This window comes from Streptomyces sp. W1SF4 (assembly GCF_003950035.1).
GTDB classification, from domain to species: Bacteria; Actinomycetota; Actinomycetes; order Streptomycetales; family Streptomycetaceae; genus Streptomyces; species Streptomyces racemochromogenes.
Genome location: NZ_CP034350.1, coordinates 4,415,974 through 4,434,043 on the forward strand (window position 1 = coordinate 4,415,974; position 18,070 = coordinate 4,434,043).

Genomic DNA, 18,070 nt, shown 5'->3' on the forward strand with positions numbered 1-18,070 from the left:
GGACCGGGGCGCTCAGGGGCCGGGCGGGGTGACCGTCAGGTGGTAGGTCGTGTCGATCCAGAAGCCGTTCGCCGCCGCCGCCTCCACCTCCAGGACGAACTGGCCCGGCGGGAGGGGTTCGAGGGCGCACCACAACCCCCAGGCCACGTGCGGCAGCCCCCGCAGCGGGAAGGGCTTCGAGGAGAACTCGCGCAACTCCAGCGGAGAGCTGTTCAGGGCCGCCGAGGCCCGGGCCACCTCCAGCCGCCACGGCCGGGTCAGGAACGGCACCGCCGCCCGCTCGGTGTTCAGCACCGGGAAGAACAGCGGCCGCCCCGACGGGATGCTGCACCGGCGCACCACCCGGCCACCGTAGGTCCCCGCCAGGAACCACACGTCCCGGGGCTGACGCCACCCGGCGTACGCGCCCGTCGTGTCCCCCACCGGACTCTCCTCGTCCGGCGCGGACAGGGCCCACCGCCACCACCGCGCCGCGAGCCGGCCGCCCTCCGCCGCGCTGACGCGCCACTCGCCGTCGCCCATGCCGCACCCCGGAACCCCGTACGGCCGCCCCCTGCGGCCGATTTCGGGGTGACCCTATCGGCCCCCCGCCGCGCACCGAAGCGGTCGGCCGGTCGTTTCACGGGGCATGACATGGACTTCGGACAAACGCGGCAAAGCCGGAGGCGGCGTACTCCTCACCCTGCTCGGCGCCGGCATCCCCGCCCTCGTCGGAGCCGCCCTCCACGGCGACACGGGCGAGCCCTACCGGGAGACCCGCCTGTACTTCGCCGCACAGCGCCCCGACGGCCGGGAACCCGTCGCCAAAGGGGAGTTCACCCGGTTCCTCGACCGCGAGGTCACCCCCGCCTTCCCCGAAGGTCTCACCCTGCGCGACGCGTACGGCCAGAGGCTCGGCGACGACGGCGCCGTCGTCCGCGAGCCCGGCTACGAGGTCGTGCTGCTCTACCCCCGTACCGAGGCCGACGAGCGCGGCACCCGCGTCGAACGGATCCGCCGGCAGTACGAGAAGCAGTTCCGCCGGCACGCCGTCCGCCGCGTCGACGGCGAGGTGCAGGCCGGTTTCTGACTGCCGCTCGGCCCGCCGCGTCCCGCGCCCCGCAACCCGCCCGCCGTACCCCGCGTCAGTTGCCCGCCACGTCCTTCACGGCCACCGAGACCGGGGCCGAGCCCGAGACGAGCTCCAGCGTCAGCCCCGCCGTCGCCGGAGTCTCGACCAGCTCCGCCAGCACCGCCGCCACGTCGTCGCGCGGCACGAGCCCCCGGCCCGTGTCCGCCTCCAGCCGCACCAGCCCCGTACCGGGCTCGTCCGTCAGCTGACCCGGCCGCAGCACCGTCCACTCCAGGCCCAGCCGGGTCCGCAGATGGGCGTCCGCGTCCCCCTTCGCCCGCAGGTACACGTCGAAGACCTCCTCGCCCCCGTGCCGCGGGTCGGCACCCCTCGTGGAGACCATCAGGAAGCGGCGCACCCGAGCCCGTTCGGCGGCGTCGGCGAACAGCACCGCCGCGTCCCGGTCCACGGTCTCCTTGCGCGCCGCACCGCTGCCGGGACCGGCACCGGCGGCGAACACCGCCACGTCCGCGCCCTGCAGGATCCCCGCGACGTGCTCGACCGAAGCCGACTCCAGGTCGCACAGCACCGGTTCGGCACCGGCCTCCCGCAGGTCGCCGCCCTGCTCCGGATCACGGATGATGCCCGCGACCTCGTACCCGCGCGCGGCGAGCAGACGCTCCAGCCGCAGCGCGATCCGACCGTGTCCACCCGCGATGACGATGCGCATGCCCCGACCGTACGACGGCCCGGCCGCCCCCGCCCGCGAACGCCCCGCGACGCACTACGGTCCCGGCTCCGTACGGCCCTGCCGAGGCAGGTCCAGGGCCACCGCCACGGCCGAGTCGCAGTACTCCCGCACGGCACTCGTACGGGCTACCACCCGCCCCCGGTGGATCACGATGCGGCTGTACGCCAGCGACAGCACCCCCGCGATCCGGTCGCCGCGCACGGCCAGCAGCTCCGCCGGGAAGCCGGCCTCCACCCGCACCTCCGGCAGCCCCATCGCCTCCCTCGCGGCGGCACTGACCGCCTCGTAGGCCTCGGCCGCGCGCAGGCCGCCCTGCGAGGCCAGCAGGTACGCCGCTTCCAGCGGATCACCCCGGCCCACCGGGTTCCCGGCGTCCCGCAGCGCCCCGCTGCCGGCGGCCACACGGACCCCGGCCGAGCGCAGCAGGCGGACGGGGGCCGTGCGCAGCCCGCGGCGCTCCAGGGCCGCGCAGTCGCCCTGCGGCAGGCAGGTGACGCGTACGCCGGCGGCGGCGAGCCGGTCGGCCGCGCGGGTGGCCGAGTCCAGCGGGAGCCGGGACAGACCGCCGCACGGGCCGACGGTCACCCCGGGCCGCAGCCCCCCGGCCATGGCCGCCAGCCGGGCCAGCCGGCCCGGGTCGTCACCGTCGGTGTGCAGGTCCACCGGGCAGCCGTGCTCCGCGGCCAGCTCCAGGACCGCCTCCAGGAAGCCCGTCGGGTCGGGGTCGAGGTCCGGACAGCCGCCGATCACCGAGGCGCCCATCTTCACGGCGTCGCGCAGCATGGCGAGCCCGTCCGCGCCCGCCACCCCGGTCAGCAGCCGGGGCACCGCCACCGCCGTCAGGTCCGCCAGCCCGCGCAGGGAGCGGCGGGCCTGGAGGACGGCCTCCATGGGCCCCAGCCCGTGCACGTCGCCGATCCGGACGTGGGAGCGCACCGCGGTGGCGCCGTGGCCGAGCTGGAGCAGGGCCGCCTCGGTGGCGCGGCGCTGCACCTCGTCGGGGGCGTACGAGACCGGCCCCTCGCCGTCTGCGGTCAGCGCGGTGTCCCCGTGGGCGTGCGGCTCGGCGGGGGCGGGCAGGAGCAGGTAGCCGCGCAGGTCGACGCGCGACAGGGCGGGGGCGGGCAGGCTGCCCGCGGTGCCCACGGCCTGGATGCGGCCGCCGCTGAGCCGGACGTCGACGGTCCGGCCGTCGGTGAGCCGGGCCCCGGTGAGCAGGAGCCCCGTGGCCTCGGCGGCGGGTCCGCCGACGGGGTTGCGCGGGGACGGGGAGGGCTGCTGCGGCTGGCTGTCGGACATCGCGCTCCTGCGGTGGCTCGGGCGGTTCCTGTGCCGTGGCCGCAGCCGGCGGCCCAAGATCACGCAGCGTGCTCCGAGCCTAGGGCGCGGGGGTCCCGGGTTCGCGGAGGAGCGCAATAGTCGTACCGGTGTGGCCGGGGAGGGCCGGAGTGTGACCCCGGGCACAAACGGGCCGTTTTCCGGGCCCGGGGAGGCCCGGAAGCCCCGTGGAATGGACGGGCGGGCGCTTCGGAGCCCAGGCGCCCCAAAGGATTTGGGCGATCGGCTGGCAACCGTGTAATGTCTTCCTCGCTCGCCCCAATAGCTCAGTCGGTAGAGCGTCTCCATGGTAAGGAGAAGGTCTGCGGTTCGATTCCGCATTGGGGCTCTGGTGAGAGAGGTTCCCCACCCTCGGGTGGGGAACGGATCTCATCAAAGCGGCGTAGCTCAGTCGGTAGAGCAAGCGGCTCATAATCGCTGTGTCACCGGTTCAAGTCCGGTCGCCGCTACACCCAGTAGCCGATTGCGGGGTCGGTCTCCCGATCGGCTACTCTTTTATGCGTTCATCCGTCCCAATCCGTCAAGGAGCACTCACGTGGCTGCCACCGACGTCCGCCCGAAGATCACGCTGGCCTGCGTGGAGTGCAAGGAGCGGAACTACATCACCAAGAAGAACCGGCGTAACAACCCGGACCGCATGGAGATGAAGAAGCACTGCCCGCGCTGCAACTCGCACACCGCGCACCGCGAGACCCGCTAGTCACTGGCGAAGTCTCCAATATAGGCACCGTCATGAGGTCGTCCCCTTCAATGGGGGCGGCCTCGTGTCGTTTCCGCACCAGATCTTGATCAGGTGTGCGGTACGCCACCCCGCGCGCGGCCGGAGAATCGATTCGTGCCGCCTGCGAGCGCGCCCCTTCACCCTGTCCGTGCAACGTGTCCAAGCGTGTCCCTGAAACAGCAACAGGAGGCAGTGAGCCATGGCCCTCGATCAGACCTTCGTGGGGCGGACCTACCCGCCCACCGAGCCGTACGAGGTCGGCCGGGAGAAGATCCGCGAATTCGCGGTCGCGGTGGGTGACGAGAATCCCGTCTACACCGACCCCGAAGCCGCCAAGGCGTTTGGCCACCAGGACGTGATCGCCCCGCCGACCTTCGTGTTCGCCATCACCTTCGCGGCCGCCGGCCAGGTCATCGAGGACCCGCAGCTGGGCCTGGACTACAGCCGCGTCGTGCACGGCGACCAGAAGTTCGCGTACGTCCGCCCCGTGCGGGCGGGTGACCGGCTCACCGTGACCTCCACCATCGAGGCCGTGAAGTCGCTCGCCGGCAACGACATCATCGACATCCGCGGCGAAGTCCACGACGAGTCCGGCGAGCACGTGGTGACGGCGTGGACCAAGCTCGTGTCCCGCGCCCCCGAGGAGGCCTGAGATGACCGCGCAGATCCACTACGCCGACGTCGAGGTCGGCACCGAGCTCCCGGCGGCGTCCTTCCCCGTGACCCGCGCCACGCTCGTCCGCTACGCCGGTGCCTCGGGTGACTTCAACCCGATCCACTGGAACGAGAAGTTCGCCAAGGAGGTCGGACTGCCGGACGTGATCGCCCACGGCATGTTCACCATGGCCGAGGCGATCCGCGTCGTGACCGACTGGGCGGGCGACCCGGGCGCGGTCGTCGAGTACGGCGTCCGCTTCACCAAGCCGGTCGTGGTCCCGAACGACGACCAGGGCGCGCTGATCGAGGTCACCGCGAAGGTCGCCGCCAAGCTGGAGGACAACCGCGTACGGGTCGACCTGACGGCACTCAGCGCCGGCCAGAAGGTCCTGGGCATGTCCCGCGCGGTGGTGCGGCTGGCTTGAGGGGGGCGGGGGTGCCGGGGCGGGGGCAGGGGAGCGGTACCCCCTCGGGCGGTCTCTGAGCGGGTTGGGGGTTTCCCGTCAGTCTCATCGTCCTTCCGGTTCGGGCCGGCCTGTCAAGGGCGCTCCTTCGTCGCGTCACTTCGTGATCGCCTTCGGCGACCCTTGACAGGCCGTCCCGAACCGGAAAGCCGAAAGACTGCCGGGAAACCCCCAAAGAAACGGGACGGATGATCCTTGGGGGAGCGGGTCCCTCAGTGCCGAGGCGAGGGGCCGGGGGCAGGCCCGCTCGACATCCGGGGCCTCAAGAGTCCAGATTCCGGGCCAGGGGCGCGACAGCCCGCACGAGAAGACGACCAGAGCAGCCCAGGGGTCCGACGGGCGCGTCAGATCGCTACGCGCTCCTGCTGGCATGGCGTCCGACGACCGTCCTGGGCTGATACCTGCACCAGAGGACGAACAGGGCGGCCAGGGGAGCGTCCAGGCGCAGCAGATCGCTACGCGCTCCTCCCTGCTTGGCGTCCGGCGCCCGCCTTGGGCTGATACCCGCATACCCGCACAAGAGGACGAGCAGATCGGCCCTGGCAGGGTCATGGGCGCGGCAGATCGCTACGCGCTTCTCTGATCTCGGCGGCCGGCGGCCGGCGGCCGACGGCTGTCGGCTATCGGCTGTCTTGGGCCGGTCATAGGCCATACAGAAGACCTCATCACCCCTTTTGCCCCTTTATGGGGGTCTGTTGTGGGGGGTGGATGGCTCTCTGTCGGAGTCTGCGGGCGAAAGAGACATCCGCAGACTCCGGCAAGCCGCCAGAGGCCCTGGGGGGCGGGAAATTCGCCCCTCGAAGGACTACGTCCGCCCTTTTCTGCCCCATCCCAGCCCCAGACGGCCGCCAGACGCCAAGCCGGGAGGAGCGCGTAGCGATCTCTCGCGCCCGTCGGATCCCTGGGTGGCTCTGTTCGTCCTCGCGTGCGGGTACCAGCCCAAGACGGTCGTCGGACGCTGAGAAATGGGGAGCGCGTAGCGGTCTGACGCGCCTGTCGGCTCCCTGGGCTGCTCTGGTCGTCTTCTCGCGCGGGTAGTCGCGCTCCTGGCCCGGGATCACGGACGTGGGGGGCGGATGTCGGGCGGGCCGGCGCCCGGCCCCTCGCCTGGTCCCTGAGGGACCCGCCCCTCCAAGGATCGTCCGTGCCGTTTCTTTGGGGGTTTCCCGGCAGTCTTTCGGCTTTCCGGGGCGGGTCGGTCGGTCAAGGGTGGCCGAAGGCCATCGCGTAGCGACGCGACGAAGGAGCGCCCTTGACGGGCCGGCCCGAACCGGAAGGACGATGGGACTGACGGGAAGCCCCCAACCAGCTCTGAGACCGCCCCGCCACGACTCCGCCCCCGGCCCCCGGCCCCCGGCCCCCGGCCCCCGGCCCCCGGCCCCCGGCCCCCGCCCCCCCCGGCACCCCGCCGCACCCCCCCCTTGACTTGGTTAGTGATTGAGTACTAACTTACTGCCATGGCAAGGATGAGTGCGGACGAGCGGCGCGAGAGCGTCATTCGCGCGGCGATCGTGGAGTTCGCCTGCGGCGGCTACTACGGGACCTCCACCGAGGCGATCGCCAAGCGGGTCGGGGTTTCGCAGCCGTACCTCTTCCGGCTGTTCCCCAGCAAGCAGGCCATCTTCCTCGCGGCGGCGGCCCGCTGTATGGAGCGGACCCGCGAGGTGTTCGCGCAGGCCGCCGACGGGCTCGGGGGCGAGGACGCCCTCCACGCCATGTCCGCCGCCTACAGCAAGCACATCGCCGACGACCCGCAGGTCGTCCAGATGCAGCTCCAGATGTACGTCACCGTCGCGTCCGCCGAAGCGGCCGGCGACTCGGAGTTCGGCGAGCTGGTGCGTGCCGGCTGGCTGGAACTCTGGGACACCGTCATGGCCCCGCTCGGCGGGGACGCCAACGAGACGACCACCTTCATGGCCTACGGAATGCTCATCAACACCCTCACCGCGATGGGCTTCCCGCCCAGTCATCGCATCTGGGAGGGGTTCCCCTCGGCGAGTCCCGAGTGCTGACCCCCGCCCCTGACGGCTCCGCCGTCTTTTTTTGCCCGCCAAAGTTAGTCAGTAATAACTAACAACCCCCAGGGGGGAACCCGTGAACCAGCCAGCCGAGACGAAGCTCAGCAGGCCCGCGATCTGGGCCCTAGTCCTCACGGGCGCCGCCAGCTTCATGGCCGCCCTCGACAACCTCGTCGTCACCACCGCCCTCCCCGCCATCCGCGCCGACCTCGGCGGCGGGCTGGAGGACCTGGAGTGGACGGTGAACGCCTACACGCTCACCTTCGCCGTCCTGCTGATGTTCGGCTCCGCCCTCGGCGACCGCTTCGGCCGGCGCCGGCTCTTCATCGCCGGGCTCGCCGTCTTCACCGGCGCGTCCGCCGCCGGCGCCATGTCGTCCGGGATCGACCAGCTCATCGCCGCCCGGGCCGTGCAGGGCGTGGGCGCGGCGATCATGATGCCGCTCAGCCTCACCCTGCTCACCGCCGCCGTTCCCGCCGCCCGGCGGGGCGTGGCCCTGGGGATCTACGGAGCCGTGAGCGGACTGGCCGTCGCCACCGGGCCCCTCGTCGGAGGCAGCATCACCGAGCACATCTCCTGGCAGTGGATCTTCTGGCTGAACGTGCCCATCGGCCTCGCCGTGATCCCGCTCTCCCGGCTGCGCCTCGCCGAGTCCACCGCCCCGAACTCCCGCCTCGACCTCCCCGGCACCCTCCTGATCAGCGGCGGCCTCTTCGGCATCGTCTACGGCCTGGTCAACGCCAACATCCACGGTTGGACCAACGCCACCGTCCTGACCTCCCTCATCGCCGGCGGCGTCCTCATCGCGGGCTTCGTGGGCCACGGCTTCCGCAGCGCCAACGCCATGCTGCCCATGCGGCTCTTCCGTGACCGGGGCTTCTTCGGGATCAACATCGCCAGCCTGATGATGTACCTGGGCATGTTCGGCTCGATCTTCCTGCTCAGCCAGTTCCTCCAGGGCGTCGTCGGCTACTCGCCCGCCGAGGCCGGTCTGCGCATGCTCCCCTGGACCGGGATGGCCGTCATCGTCGCCCCGATCGGCGGGGTGCTGTCCGACCGGATCGGCGGCCGCCCCGTCGTCGTCGCCGGTCTGGCGCTCCAGGCCATCGGCCTCGGCTGGTTCGCCATGATCCTGAGCACGGACCTCTCGTACGCCGCCCAGCTTCCGGCGCTCGTCCTGAGCGGGATCGGCATGTCCCTGTTCTTCGCCCCCGCCGGCAACCTGCTGATGTCCACGGTGTCCACCGCCGACCAGGGCAAGGCCTCCGGCGCCAACAACGCCCTGCGCGAGGTCGGCGGCGCCCTCGGCGTCGCGGTCCTGGCCTCCGTCTTCTCCGCCCAGGGCGGCTACGAGACCCCGCAGGCCTTCACCGACGGCACCGTCCCCGCCCTGTGGATCGGCGCGGCCGTCCTGGCCGTGGCCTCCGCCCTCGCCCTGCTGCTCCCGCGCAAGGCCGAGATCGCCGCACCCACGGCGCAGGCCCCGGCGGATGAGGCACCGGCGCAGGCTCCGGCCGCCGCCGCCCCCACGCCGGTCCGCGTCGGCTGATCCAGGAGCGCGCATGCACCACCCGCACACGCCCCACCCGTACGTGCCCCGCCCGCACACGTACTACCCGCAGAGAAGATGAGCCCCCCTGACGCCGCGTGCGAAGGAGACCCCGTCATGCCCGACATCCCCTGGCTCACGCCCACCCAGGCCGCCCCCGGCGCCGAGGTCTACGTCATGGCCTCCCGCTTCGAGACCGCCACGCTCCTCGGCGCCGTCCGGTTCTTCCTCAAGGCGCCCGGCATCATCCGCCAGATCCGCAAGGCCCCCGGCGCCCACGGCGCGGCCCTGCGGGCCCGCGTCCTGGGCCGGACCTTCCTCACCCTCTCCGCCTGGGAGGACCGGGACGCGCTCTACCGCTTCGCCCGCAGCGAGCCGCACCGCTCCAGCTCCCGCGCCGCAAGCGCCCACATGAAGGAATCCGCCTTCACCTTCTGGACCGTCCCGGCCTGCGAACTCCCCCTCACCTGGGACGAGGCCGAGCGCCGGCTGGCGGAGCGGAAGCAGGGCTACTGAGTGCCCCGCCGGGATGCGAGGGGGACGGACCGTACTCTTGTCCACGTGCAGGAACTCCACGACGCCCCCCTCGCCCCGCTGACCACCTTCCGCCTCGGCGGCCCCGCGGCCCGGCTGGTCACCGCGACCACCGACGCCGAAGTGGTCGAAACCGTGCGCGCCGCGGACGAGAGCGGTACCCCGCTCCTGGTCATCGGCGGCGGCAGCAACCTGGTCATCGCGGACCAGGGCTTCGCCGGAACCGCCCTGCGCATCGCCACCACCGGCTTCAGCCTCGACGGCACCACCCTGGAGCTCGCCGCCGGCGAGAACTGGTCCGACGCCGTCGCCCGCACCGTCGAGGCCGGGCTCGCCGGCATCGAGTGCCTCGCCGGGATCCCGGGCTCGGCCGGCGCCACCCCGATCCAGAACGTGGGCGCGTACGGCCAGGAAGTCCGCGACACCATCACCGAGGTCGTCGCCTACGACCGCACCACCGGCGAGACGGTCACCCTGACCGCCGCCGAGTGCGCCTTCCGGTACCGCAACAGCACCTTCAAGGACCAGCCCGACCGCTACGTCGTCCTGCGCGTCCGCTTCGCCCTGGAGGACGCGGGCGGCCTCTCCGCCCCCATCAAGTACCCCGAGACGGCCCGCGCCCTCGGCGTCGAGGCCGGCGACCGCGTCCCGGCCGCCCTCGCCCGCGAGACCGTACTGCGCCTGCGCGCCGGCAAGGGCATGGTCCTGGACCCCGCCGACCACGACACCTGGTCCGCCGGCTCCTTCTTCCACAACCCGATCCTGACCGACGAGGCCTACGCCGCCTTCCTGGTCCGCGTCCAGGACCGCCTCGGCGTCGAGACCGCCCCGCCCGCCTACCCGGCCGGCGAGGGCCGTACGAAGACCAGCGCGGCCTGGCTGATCGACAAGGCCGGCTTCACCAAGGGCTACGGCACCGGCCCCGCCCGCATCTCCACCAAGCACACCCTCGCCCTCACCAACCGGGGCGCGGCCACCACCGAGGACCTGCTGACCCTCGCCCGGGAGGTCGTCGCGGGAGTCCACGCTGCCTTCGGCGTCACCCTCGTCAACGAGCCCGTGACGGTCGGCGTCGACCTCTGACATGCACTGCCCCCTGCACGGGGCCGGTACGGACCCCACACGGCTGGTGGGGCGCGAGATCCGCCGGGTCGTCGCGTCCTGGCACATCTGCGAAGGCGAGCGCTCCGAGGCACCGCTCGACGTCTGGCTGATCGACAGCGTCGGCGAGTGCACGCGCATCACCACCGGGTCCGACCAGTGCCTCATCGTCGAGCGCGCCGAGCCGCACGAGCCGTACGACCTGGGGGAGTGGGGCCGGATCGAGGTCGGCGAGGACCTCGGCGAGCACCCCTTCCTGGACCACCTCGGCCAGACCGTCGAATCGGTCGCCGAGTTCGCGCTGCCCGAGCAGGGGCGCACCCACCTGGAGATCGGCTTCCCCGGCGGTCACCGGGTCCGGGCCGACTGCCACGAGGGCGACCTGCGGCTCACCCGGCCAACCAGTGCTCGATCCCGTCCAGGAGCTTCGCCTTGACCTCATCCGGCGCGGCCGACCCCCGTACCGACTGACGGGCCAGCTCGGCGAGCTCCGCGTCCGTGAAGGCGTGGTGGCGGCGCGCGATCTCGTACTGGGCCGCGAGCCGTGACCCGAAGAGCAGCGGATCGTCCGCGCCCAGCGCCATCGGCACCCCGGCCTCGAAGAGGGTCCGCAGCGGCACGTCCTCGGGCCGCTCGTACACGCCGAGGGCGACGTTGGAGGCCGGGCAGACCTCGCAGGTGATCTGCCGGTCGGCGAGCCGCTTCAGCAGCCGGGGGTCCTCGGCGGCCCGTACGCCGTGCCCGATGCGGGCGGCGTGCAGGTCGTCGAGGCAGTCGCGGACGGAGGAGGGGCCGGTCAGCTCGCCGCCGTGCGGGGCCGCCAGCAGGCCGCCCTCGCGGGCGATGGCGAAGGCGCGGTCGAAGTCGCGTGCCATGCCGCGGCGCTCGTCGTTGGAGAGCCCGAAACCGACGATGCCGCGGTCGGCGTAGCGGACGGCGAGGCGGGCCAGGGTGCGGGCGTCGAGGGGGTGCTTCATACGGTTCGCGGCGATCAGGACCCGCATGCCGAGTCCGGTCTCGCGGGAGGCGCTGTCGACGGCGTCGAGGATGACCTCGACGGCCGGGATCATCCCGCCGAGGAGGGGTGCGTAGGAGGTGGGGTCGACCTGGATCTCCAGCCAGCCGCTGCCGTCCCGGACGTCCTCCTCGGCCGCCTCGCGGACCAGCCGCTGGATGTCCTCGGGCTCGCGCAGGCAGTTGCGGGCGGCGTCGTACAGCCGCTGGAAGCGGAACCAGCCGCGCTCGTCCGTGGCGCGCAGCTTGGGCGGCTCCCCGCCGGTCAGGGCGTCGGGGAGGCGGACGCCGTACTTGTCGGCGAGCTCCAGCAGGGTCGACGGGCGCATCGAGCCCGTGAAGTGCAGGTGGAGGTGGGCCTTCGGCAGAAGCGTGAGATCGCGTACGTGCTCCATCTGGTGATCCTGCCGCATCGGTCACCCGATTGGCAGCGGATTACCTGAACGGGACGTTGCCCGAACGTGAATCCGACGCCGGCGGGGCCGCGAACGCCGGAGCGGCGCCACCCGCCGGGTGACGCCGCTCCGTACGCGGGAACCGCCGCAGGCCTACGCCTTGGCCTCCGCCAGGAGCTTCTGGACGCGGGAGACGCCCTCGACCAGGTCCTCGTCGCCCAGGGCGTAGGACAGGCGCAGGTAGCCCGGGGTGCCGAAGGCCTCGCCCGGGACGACCGCGACCTCGGCCTCGTCCAGGATCAGCGCGGCCAGCTCGACGGAGGTCTGCGGGCGCTTGCCGCGGATCTCCTTGCCGAGCAGCTCCTTGACCGACGGGTACGCGTAGAACGCGCCCTCGGGGGTCGGGCAGAAGACGCCGTCGATCTCGTTGAGCATCCTCACCATGGTCTGGCGGCGGCGGTCGAAGGCCTTGCGCATCTCGGCGACGGCGTCCAGGTTGCCCGAGACGGCGGCCAGCGCGGCGACCTGGGCCACGTTGGAGACGTTGGAGGTGGCGTGCGACTGGAGGTTGGTCGCGGCCTTGATGACGTCCTGCGGGGCGATGACCCAGCCCACGCGCCAGCCCGTCATGGCGTACGTCTTGGCGACGCCGTTGACGATGATGCACTTGTCGCGCAGGGCCGGGACCAGGACGGGCAGCGAGGTGAACTTCGCGTCGCCGTAGACGAGGTGCTCGTAGATCTCGTCCGTCAGGACCCACAGGCCGTGCTCGGCGGCCCACTCGCCGATCGCCTTCGCGTCGTCCTCGCTGTAGACCGCGCCGGTCGGGTTGGAGGGGGAGACGAACAGGACGACCTTGGTGCGCTCGGTGCGCGCGGCCTCCAGCTGCTCGACGGAGACGCGGTAGCCGGTGGTCTCGTCGGCGACGACCTCGACCGGGACGCCGCCGGCGAGGCGGATCGACTCCGGGTAGGTGGTCCAGTAGGGGGCGGGGACGATGACCTCGTCGCCCGGGTCGAGGATCGCGGCGAAGGCCTCGTAGATGGCCTGCTTGCCGCCGTTGGTCACCAGGACCTGGGAGGCGTCGATCTCGTAGCCGGAGTCGCGCAGCGTCTTGGCGGCGATGGCCTTCTTCAGCTCGGGCAGGCCGCCGGCGGGCGTGTAGCGGTGGAACCTGGGGTCGCGGCAGGCCTCGACCGCCGCCTCGACGATGTAGTCCGGCGTTGGGAAGTCGGGCTCGCCCGCGCCGAAGCCGATCACCGGGCGCCCGGCGGCCTTGAGGGCCTTGGCCTTGGCGTCGACGGCGAGGGTGGCGGACTCGGAGATGGCGCCGATGCGGGCAGACACCCGGCGCTCGGAGGAAGGCGTTGCAGAGGTCATGGGGCCAATCGTCCCAGACGGCCGAGAAGCCCCGCACAACGTTTCAGTTACCGGACGGAGCAGATCCGGATGTCTTCTGTTCGACGTCAGGGCCCGGACCACGTACACTCACCTGTCGTTGGTCCTCAACAGCCGCCCCAGAGCGTGAGCACTCCGTGCACCCGCTCGGATGCGGTAGGTTGGGGAACGCAACAAAGGGTCGTAGCTCAATTGGTAGAGCACTGGTCTCCAAAACCAGCGGTTGGGGGTTCGAGTCCCTCCGGCCCTGCTTCACACTCCTTCTCGGACGTGTGCGCAGGTACGTACTTCGATGCAACGCCGTGCGGCGCAACCGGGCGCGGCTACGGCCACGACCCGGATTCAGGTGAGAGACGTGACGGACGCCCTGGGCTCCATCGACATGCCTGACGCCGACAGCGACACTCGCGAGAAGAAGGCCCGCAAGGGCGGCAAGCGCGGAAAGAAGGGCCCCCTGGGCCGGCTCGCGCTGTTCTACCGCCAGATCGTCGCGGAGCTCCGCAAGGTCGTATGGCCCACCCGTAACCAGCTCTCGACGTACACCACCGTGGTGATTGTCTTCGTCGTCATCATGATCGGTCTGGTGACCGTGATTGACTATGGGTTCCAGGAAGCCATCAAGTTCGTCTTCGGCTGATCCCCGCGGAGGGCGGCGCCTTGATGGGTGCCGCCTTTTTTCGCATGTTCCACCACCTTTTGTATCCAGGAAGAAGCAGCCACCGTGTCTGACCCGAACCTGAACGCGAGCCACGACTCCGTCGAGTCCGTCGAGGACCAGCTCGACATCGTCGAGGCTGCAGACGCCGTGGACCCCGACGAGGTCGAGCTCGCCGACGCCGAGGCCGGCATCGCCGCCGAGGAAGCCGCGCTCCACGTCGAGGACGAGGTCGACGCCGAGGCTGACGAGGACGCCGACGAGGACGCCGAGGACGAGGGCGACATCGAGGCCGAGGACGACGCCGACGTCGAGACCGAGGACGAGGCCGCCGAGGAGGCCGCCCCGGCCGAGCCCGCCGAGCCCGTCGACCCCATCCAGGCCCTGCGCGACGAGCTGCGCCTGCTGCCCGGCGAGTGGTACGTGATCCACACCTACGCGGGCTACGAGAAGCGCGTGAAGGCCAACCTGGAGCAGCGCGCCGTCTCGCTGAACGTCGAGGAGTTCATCTACCAGGCCGAGGTGCCCGAGGAAGAGATCGTCCAGATCAAGAACGGCGAGCGCAAGAACGTCCGGCAGAACAAGCTGCCCGGTTACGTTCTCGTCCGCATGGATCTGACGAACGAGTCCTGGGGCGTCGTCCGCAACACCCCGGGCGTCACCGGCTTCGTCGGCAACGCGTACGACCCGTACCCGCTGACCCTCGACGAGATCGTCAAGATGCTCGCCCCCGAGGCGCAGGAGAAGGCCGCCAAGCAGGCCGCGGAAGAGGCCGGCCTGCCCGCGCCCGCCGTCAAGCGCACCATCGAGGTCCTGGACTTCGAGGTCGGCGACTCGGTCACCGTCACCGACGGCCCGTTCGCCACGCTCCAGGCGACGATCAACGAGATCAACCCGGACTCGAAGAAGGTCAAGGGCCTCGTCGAGATCTTCGGCCGCGAGACCCCGGTCGAGCTGAGCTTCGACCAGATCCAGAAGAACTGATCTTCGGATTCAAAGCTTCCGAAACAGGTCAGACCAGCCCGTAAAGGGCGGTCTGACCTGCTCGGTTTTTAGCCCCGCACCCATACCCGTTATCGTGGTGCGGTATGCCTCCATCCGGATGACCGGACGGACGGCTGAAAACTCTCACTAGGACCCGGAGAGAAGAGCAATGCCTCCCAAGAAGAAGAAGGTCACGGGGCTTATCAAGCTCCAGATCAAGGCCGGTGCGGCCAACCCGGCTCCGCCGGTCGGCCCCGCGCTCGGTCAGCACGGCGTCAACATCATGGAGTTCTGCAAGGCCTACAACGCCGCGACCGAGTCGCAGCGTGGCATGGTCGTGCCGGTGGAGATCACGGTCTACGAGGACCGCTCCTTCACCTTCATCACCAAGACGCCGCCGGCCGCGCGCCTCATCCTGAAGAGCGCCGGCATCGAGAAGGGCTCTGGCGAGCCGCACAAGACCAAGGTCGCGAAGCTCACGCGTGACCAGGTCCGCGAGATCGCCACGATCAAGATGCCCGACCTCAACGCGAACGACATCGACGCCGCCGAGAAGATCATCGCCGGCACCGCCCGTTCGATGGGTATCACGATCGAGGGCTGATCCAGCCCCCGCAGTTCCCCAGTGGTAGGGCCAAGCGCTGGTCCGTACCACGACTCCATGCCTGAAGCACTTACACAGGAGCAGAAGTGAAGCGCAGCAAGACTCTCCGCGCTGCGGACGCCAAGGTCGACCGGGAGAAGCTGTACGCCCCGCTCGAGGCCGTCCGTCTCGCCAAGGAGACCTCCACCACCAAGTTCGACGCCACCGTCGAGGTTGCCTTCCGCCTGGGTGTCGACCCGCGCAAGGCCGACCAGATGGTCCGCGGCACCGTGAACCTCCCGCACGGCACCGGTAAGACCGCCCGGGTCCTGGTCTTCGCGACCGGTGACCGTGCTGCGGCCGCGGAAGCCGCCGGCGCCGACATCGTCGGCGACGACGAGCTGATCAGCGAGATCGCCAAGGGCAACCGCCTCAACGAGTTCGACGCCGTCGTGGCGACCCCGGACCTCATGGGCAAGGTCGGCCGCCTCGGCCGCGTGCTCGGTCCGCGTGGTCTCATGCCGAACCCGAAGACCGGCACCGTCACCATGGACGTGGCCAAGGCTGTCACCGAGATCAAGGGTGGCAAGATCGAGTTCCGCGTCGACAAGCACTCGAACCTGCACTTCATCGTCGGCAAGGTCTCCTTCACCGACGAGCAGCTGGTCGAGAACTACGCGGCGGCCCTGGACGAGATCATCCGTCTGAAGCCGTCCGCCGCCAAGGGCCGCTACATCAAGAAGGCCGCCCTGAGCACCACGATGGGCCCCGGCATCCAGCTGGACTCCAACCGCACCCGGAACCTCCTCGTCGAGGAAGACCCGGCTGCTGTCTGAGCCCCACGGCTCGCCTGAGTGGCTGAACGGGCCCCTCGCTCCCTCGGGAGCGGGGGGCCCGTCCGCGTTCCCCGGTCCCCGTGCCCTCTCCCGGCCGGTAACCCGTACGACTTTTGCGTGTATCTGCCATATGGTCGGACGGTTCGACGATCACATCAGGGGTGGGGACTCCATGTTCACGTACCGCAAGAAGACCGCAGGCGCGGCGCTGGCCGCCGTACTGCTCGTGGGCGCGGCCACGACGGCCTGCGAGGACGGGAAGAAGGCCGACGGCGCCACGGCGGCGCCCACGGCGTCCGCGCCGGCCTCTCCGGCCGCCTCCAAGGCGGCCGGGGGCGCCGCGGACGCCACACCGGCCGCGTTCCTCCAGAAGACCAAGAAGGCGTCGGAGGAGATCACCTCCGTCCGCTACACCCTGACCGGGACGGCCTCGGGCCGGCAGGTCTCCTCCGACGCCTCCATGCGGCTCAAGCCGTCCGTGGCGATGTCGATGAAGGCCACCGCGCAGGGCGCCGAGTCCGGCACCGTCGAGATCCGCGTGATCGACGGGGTCATGTACCTGGGCTCCGAGGGGACGTGGCTCAAGTTCGACATGAAGGCCCTCGACCCGGCGACGGCCAAGAAGATGGAGAGCGCCCAGGGCGGCGCGAGCAGCTCCGGCGAGCACCCGGGGGACCGGGCCGACCAGCTGATGGGGGCCAAGGACCTCAGGACGGTCGGCGAGGAGGACGTCGACGGCGTGAAGACCACGCACGTCTCGGGGACCATCACGACCGAGGAGATGCGCGCGGGCATCGCGACGACCGCCACTCCGGAGGCCCGGGAGCGCCGGGAGAAGAGCCTCAAGCAGCTGGAGGGCGAGGGGATCAAGTCCCTCGGCGTCGACATGTGGATCGACGAGTCCGGCCGCACCAAGCAGGTCCGCACCCGCGGTGAGGGCACGAAGGGCCCGATGGACACGACGATCAAGTTCCTGGACTACAACAAGCCCGTCGAGATCACGGCCCCGCCGGCCGACCAGGTCGTCGACCTCGCCGAGATGATGAAGCGCTCTCGCGCGGGCTCCGGCACCGACCAGGGCTGACCGGGCCGGCCGGGGCTGACCAGGCAAGATGCGGGGAGCGGATCCGCCGTACGGGCGGATTTGCTCTGCAACGGATGGTTCGCGTACTCTTCCCGAGAAGCCAAAGACCGCTGGTCGTTGCCGTGCCTGGAAGGGTGCGGTGGCCGAAGGATCCGCTGAGTGCGGACGACCCGCGCAGGTGACTGTGGAAGGTTCCCGGAATTTCGTTCCGGTTGAGCCGTGCCCTGGCGCCTGCGCCGGGGCGTTTCGTTTTTCAGCCCCTTCTGAGCGGTCCTCATCACCCGGAAGGAGGCGAACGCACCATGCCGACGCCCAACAAGGCTGCATCGGTAGCCGAGCTCAAGGACGCGTTCCAGAGCTCGAACGCCGCCGTGCTGACCGAGTACCGGGGTCTCACCGTCGCGCAGCTCAAGACGCTGCGTCGCTCCCTTGGTGAGAACGCCCAGTACGCCGTGGTGAAGAACACGCTGACCAAGATTGCGGCCAACCAGGCCGGGATCACCGCGCTGGACGAGCACTTCGCTGGTCCGACCGCGGTCGCCTTCATCACCGGTGACCCGGTGGAGTCGGCGAAGAGCCTGCGTGACTTCGCCAAGGACAACCCCAACCTGATCATCAAGGCGGGTGTCCTTGATGGTAAGGCGCTCTCCGCCGATGACATCAAGAAGCTTGCGGACCTCGAGTCCCGCGAGGTTCTGCTCAGCAAGCTGGCCGGCGCGTTCAAGGGCAAGCAGTCCCAGGCTGCCTCGCTCTTCCAGGCGCTGCCGTCGAAGTTCGTCCGCACCGCGGAAGCGCTTCGCGTCAAGCTCGCCGAGCAGGGCGGTGCCGAGTAATTCGGCTCGCGCAGTGATCCACGCCGCCTAGTGCGTGGGTCGTAGCGGGCCGTTACGCCCGCCTCTATAGACACATCGGCACCTGCCGAATTAGTGGAAGGATC

The 18,070-nt window shown here is 70.8% G+C and carries 20 protein-coding genes and 3 tRNA genes; 18 read left to right on the forward strand and 5 right to left on the reverse strand.

What is annotated here, in order from left to right:
* Positions 1 to 12 precede the first annotated feature (12 nt).
* A complete protein-coding gene (locus tag D1J60_RS20670) occupies positions 13 to 522 on the reverse strand; it encodes a hypothetical protein (protein WP_125822107.1) in 510 nt (169 codons plus the stop codon).
* 106 nt (positions 523 to 628) lie between these two features.
* On the opposite strand from D1J60_RS20670, the gene D1J60_RS20675 reads away from it, so the two are divergent.
* Entirely contained in the window at positions 629 to 1,069 is a 441-nt protein-coding gene (locus tag D1J60_RS20675; RefSeq protein WP_125822108.1) for a DUF3574 domain-containing protein, read from the forward strand.
* A 55-nt stretch (positions 1,070 to 1,124) separates the two neighbouring features.
* Here D1J60_RS20675 and D1J60_RS20680 read toward each other — a convergent pair whose 3' ends face one another.
* On the reverse strand, positions 1,125 to 1,781 hold the full coding sequence (locus D1J60_RS20680; RefSeq protein WP_125598618.1) for an SDR family oxidoreductase: 657 nt from the start codon (positions 1,779 to 1,781) through the stop codon (positions 1,125 to 1,127).
* A gap of 54 nt (positions 1,782 to 1,835) precedes the next feature.
* Positions 1,836 to 3,101, reverse strand: a complete 1,266-nt coding sequence (locus D1J60_RS20685) for an amidohydrolase family protein (RefSeq protein ID WP_206436549.1) — start codon at positions 3,099 to 3,101, stop codon at positions 1,836 to 1,838.
* A 294-nt stretch (positions 3,102 to 3,395) separates the two neighbouring features.
* Here D1J60_RS20685 and D1J60_RS20690 point away from each other — a divergent pair.
* The 10 genes from D1J60_RS20690 to D1J60_RS20735 all read left to right on the forward strand — a co-directional run bounded on the left by D1J60_RS20690 (position 3,396) and on the right by D1J60_RS20735 (position 10,620).
* Positions 3,396 to 3,468 (forward strand) — tRNA-Thr (locus tag D1J60_RS20690).
* 48 nt (positions 3,469 to 3,516) lie between these two features.
* A tRNA-Met gene (locus D1J60_RS20695) sits at positions 3,517 to 3,589 on the forward strand.
* Between the two features lie 86 nt (positions 3,590 to 3,675).
* Entirely contained in the window at positions 3,676 to 3,840 is a 165-nt protein-coding gene (gene rpmG, locus D1J60_RS20700) for a 50S ribosomal protein L33 (protein ID WP_007265873.1), read from the forward strand.
* Positions 3,841 to 4,060: 220 nt separating this feature from the next.
* The gene (locus tag D1J60_RS20705; RefSeq protein WP_007265874.1) at positions 4,061 to 4,513 is read left to right on the forward strand and encodes a MaoC family dehydratase N-terminal domain-containing protein; all 453 of its coding nucleotides are present in this window, start codon (positions 4,061 to 4,063) and stop codon (positions 4,511 to 4,513) included.
* A gap of 1 nt (position 4,514) precedes the next feature.
* A complete protein-coding gene (locus tag D1J60_RS20710; protein WP_125822109.1) occupies positions 4,515 to 4,943 on the forward strand; it encodes a MaoC family dehydratase in 429 nt (142 codons plus the stop codon).
* A 1,496-nt stretch (positions 4,944 to 6,439) separates the two neighbouring features.
* Entirely contained in the window at positions 6,440 to 6,994 is a 555-nt protein-coding gene (locus D1J60_RS20715; protein WP_125597084.1) for a TetR/AcrR family transcriptional regulator, read from the forward strand.
* 82 nt (positions 6,995 to 7,076) lie between these two features.
* On the forward strand, positions 7,077 to 8,549 hold the full coding sequence (locus D1J60_RS20720; protein ID WP_125822110.1) for a DHA2 family efflux MFS transporter permease subunit: 1,473 nt from the start codon (positions 7,077 to 7,079) through the stop codon (positions 8,547 to 8,549).
* Between the two features lie 117 nt (positions 8,550 to 8,666).
* Complete coding sequence (locus tag D1J60_RS20725) at positions 8,667 to 9,065, forward strand: DUF3291 domain-containing protein (RefSeq protein WP_125822111.1); 399 nt, start codon at positions 8,667 to 8,669, stop codon at positions 9,063 to 9,065.
* Entirely contained in the window at positions 9,066 to 10,166 is a 1,101-nt protein-coding gene (locus D1J60_RS20730; protein ID WP_277607506.1) for a UDP-N-acetylmuramate dehydrogenase, read from the forward strand.
* A gap of 1 nt (position 10,167) precedes the next feature.
* Entirely contained in the window at positions 10,168 to 10,620 is a 453-nt protein-coding gene (locus tag D1J60_RS20735; RefSeq protein WP_164720934.1) for a hypothetical protein, read from the forward strand.
* On the opposite strand, the gene D1J60_RS20740 is transcribed toward D1J60_RS20735, so the two are convergent.
* Positions 10,574 to 11,593, reverse strand: coding sequence for an adenosine deaminase (locus tag D1J60_RS20740; protein WP_125597072.1), 1,020 nt, complete (start codon positions 11,591 to 11,593; stop codon positions 10,574 to 10,576). The genes D1J60_RS20735 and D1J60_RS20740 overlap by 47 nt on opposite strands.
* Before the next feature lie 153 nt (positions 11,594 to 11,746).
* Positions 11,747 to 12,973 (reverse strand): pyridoxal phosphate-dependent aminotransferase, encoded by a 1,227-nt coding sequence (locus D1J60_RS20745; protein WP_125822113.1) that lies wholly within the window; start codon positions 12,971 to 12,973, stop codon positions 11,747 to 11,749.
* Positions 12,974 to 13,168: 195 nt separating this feature from the next.
* Between D1J60_RS20745 and D1J60_RS20750 the strand changes: the two genes are divergently transcribed.
* From D1J60_RS20750 to rplJ, 7 genes are all read left to right on the forward strand, one after another.
* Positions 13,169 to 13,241 (forward strand) — tRNA-Trp (locus tag D1J60_RS20750).
* A 105-nt stretch (positions 13,242 to 13,346) separates the two neighbouring features.
* On the forward strand, positions 13,347 to 13,628 hold the full coding sequence (secE, locus tag D1J60_RS20755) for a preprotein translocase subunit SecE (RefSeq protein ID WP_042801552.1): 282 nt from the start codon (positions 13,347 to 13,349) through the stop codon (positions 13,626 to 13,628).
* An 84-nt stretch (positions 13,629 to 13,712) separates the two neighbouring features.
* Complete coding sequence (gene nusG / locus D1J60_RS20760) at positions 13,713 to 14,630, forward strand: transcription termination/antitermination protein NusG (protein WP_125822114.1); 918 nt, start codon at positions 13,713 to 13,715, stop codon at positions 14,628 to 14,630.
* A 169-nt stretch (positions 14,631 to 14,799) separates the two neighbouring features.
* A complete protein-coding gene (gene rplK / locus D1J60_RS20765) occupies positions 14,800 to 15,234 on the forward strand; it encodes a 50S ribosomal protein L11 (RefSeq protein ID WP_125597062.1) in 435 nt (144 codons plus the stop codon).
* Between the two features lie 86 nt (positions 15,235 to 15,320).
* Complete coding sequence (gene rplA / locus D1J60_RS20770) at positions 15,321 to 16,049, forward strand: 50S ribosomal protein L1 (protein ID WP_125822115.1); 729 nt, start codon at positions 15,321 to 15,323, stop codon at positions 16,047 to 16,049.
* 172 nt (positions 16,050 to 16,221) lie between these two features.
* Positions 16,222 to 17,133, forward strand: a complete 912-nt coding sequence (locus D1J60_RS20775) for an LppX_LprAFG lipoprotein (RefSeq protein ID WP_241253342.1) — start codon at positions 16,222 to 16,224, stop codon at positions 17,131 to 17,133.
* Between the two features lie 302 nt (positions 17,134 to 17,435).
* A complete protein-coding gene (rplJ, locus tag D1J60_RS20780) occupies positions 17,436 to 17,966 on the forward strand; it encodes a 50S ribosomal protein L10 (protein WP_030653597.1) in 531 nt (176 codons plus the stop codon).
* The last annotated feature ends 104 nt before the right edge of the window (positions 17,967 to 18,070 follow it).

Coding starts and splice junctions, on each gene's coding strand:
- D1J60_RS20735 (WP_164720934.1), top strand. CDS start 10,168: ATGCACTGCCCCCTGCACGGGGCCGGTACGGACCCCACACGGCTGGTG.
- rplK (WP_125597062.1), top strand. CDS start 14,800: ATGCCTCCCAAGAAGAAGAAGGTCACGGGGCTTATCAAGCTCCAGATC.
- D1J60_RS20775 (WP_241253342.1), top strand. CDS start 16,222: ATGTTCACGTACCGCAAGAAGACCGCAGGCGCGGCGCTGGCCGCCGTA.
- rplJ (WP_030653597.1), top strand. CDS start 17,436: ATGCCGACGCCCAACAAGGCTGCATCGGTAGCCGAGCTCAAGGACGCG.
- D1J60_RS20745 (WP_125822113.1), bottom strand. CDS start 12,973: ATGACCTCTGCAACGCCTTCCTCCGAGCGCCGGGTGTCTGCCCGCATC.
- D1J60_RS20675 (WP_125822108.1), top strand. CDS start 629: ATGACATGGACTTCGGACAAACGCGGCAAAGCCGGAGGCGGCGTACTC.
- D1J60_RS20715 (WP_125597084.1), top strand. CDS start 6,440: ATGGCAAGGATGAGTGCGGACGAGCGGCGCGAGAGCGTCATTCGCGCG.
- D1J60_RS20705 (WP_007265874.1), top strand. CDS start 4,061: ATGGCCCTCGATCAGACCTTCGTGGGGCGGACCTACCCGCCCACCGAG.
- D1J60_RS20670 (WP_125822107.1), bottom strand. CDS start 522: ATGGGCGACGGCGAGTGGCGCGTCAGCGCGGCGGAGGGCGGCCGGCTC.
- D1J60_RS20680 (WP_125598618.1), bottom strand. CDS start 1,781: ATGCGCATCGTCATCGCGGGTGGACACGGTCGGATCGCGCTGCGGCTG.
- D1J60_RS20710 (WP_125822109.1), top strand. CDS start 4,515: ATGACCGCGCAGATCCACTACGCCGACGTCGAGGTCGGCACCGAGCTC.
- D1J60_RS20685 (WP_206436549.1), bottom strand. CDS start 3,101: ATGTCCGACAGCCAGCCGCAGCAGCCCTCCCCGTCCCCGCGCAACCCC.
- D1J60_RS20740 (WP_125597072.1), bottom strand. CDS start 11,593: ATGGAGCACGTACGCGATCTCACGCTTCTGCCGAAGGCCCACCTCCAC.
- D1J60_RS20725 (WP_125822111.1), top strand. CDS start 8,667: ATGCCCGACATCCCCTGGCTCACGCCCACCCAGGCCGCCCCCGGCGCC.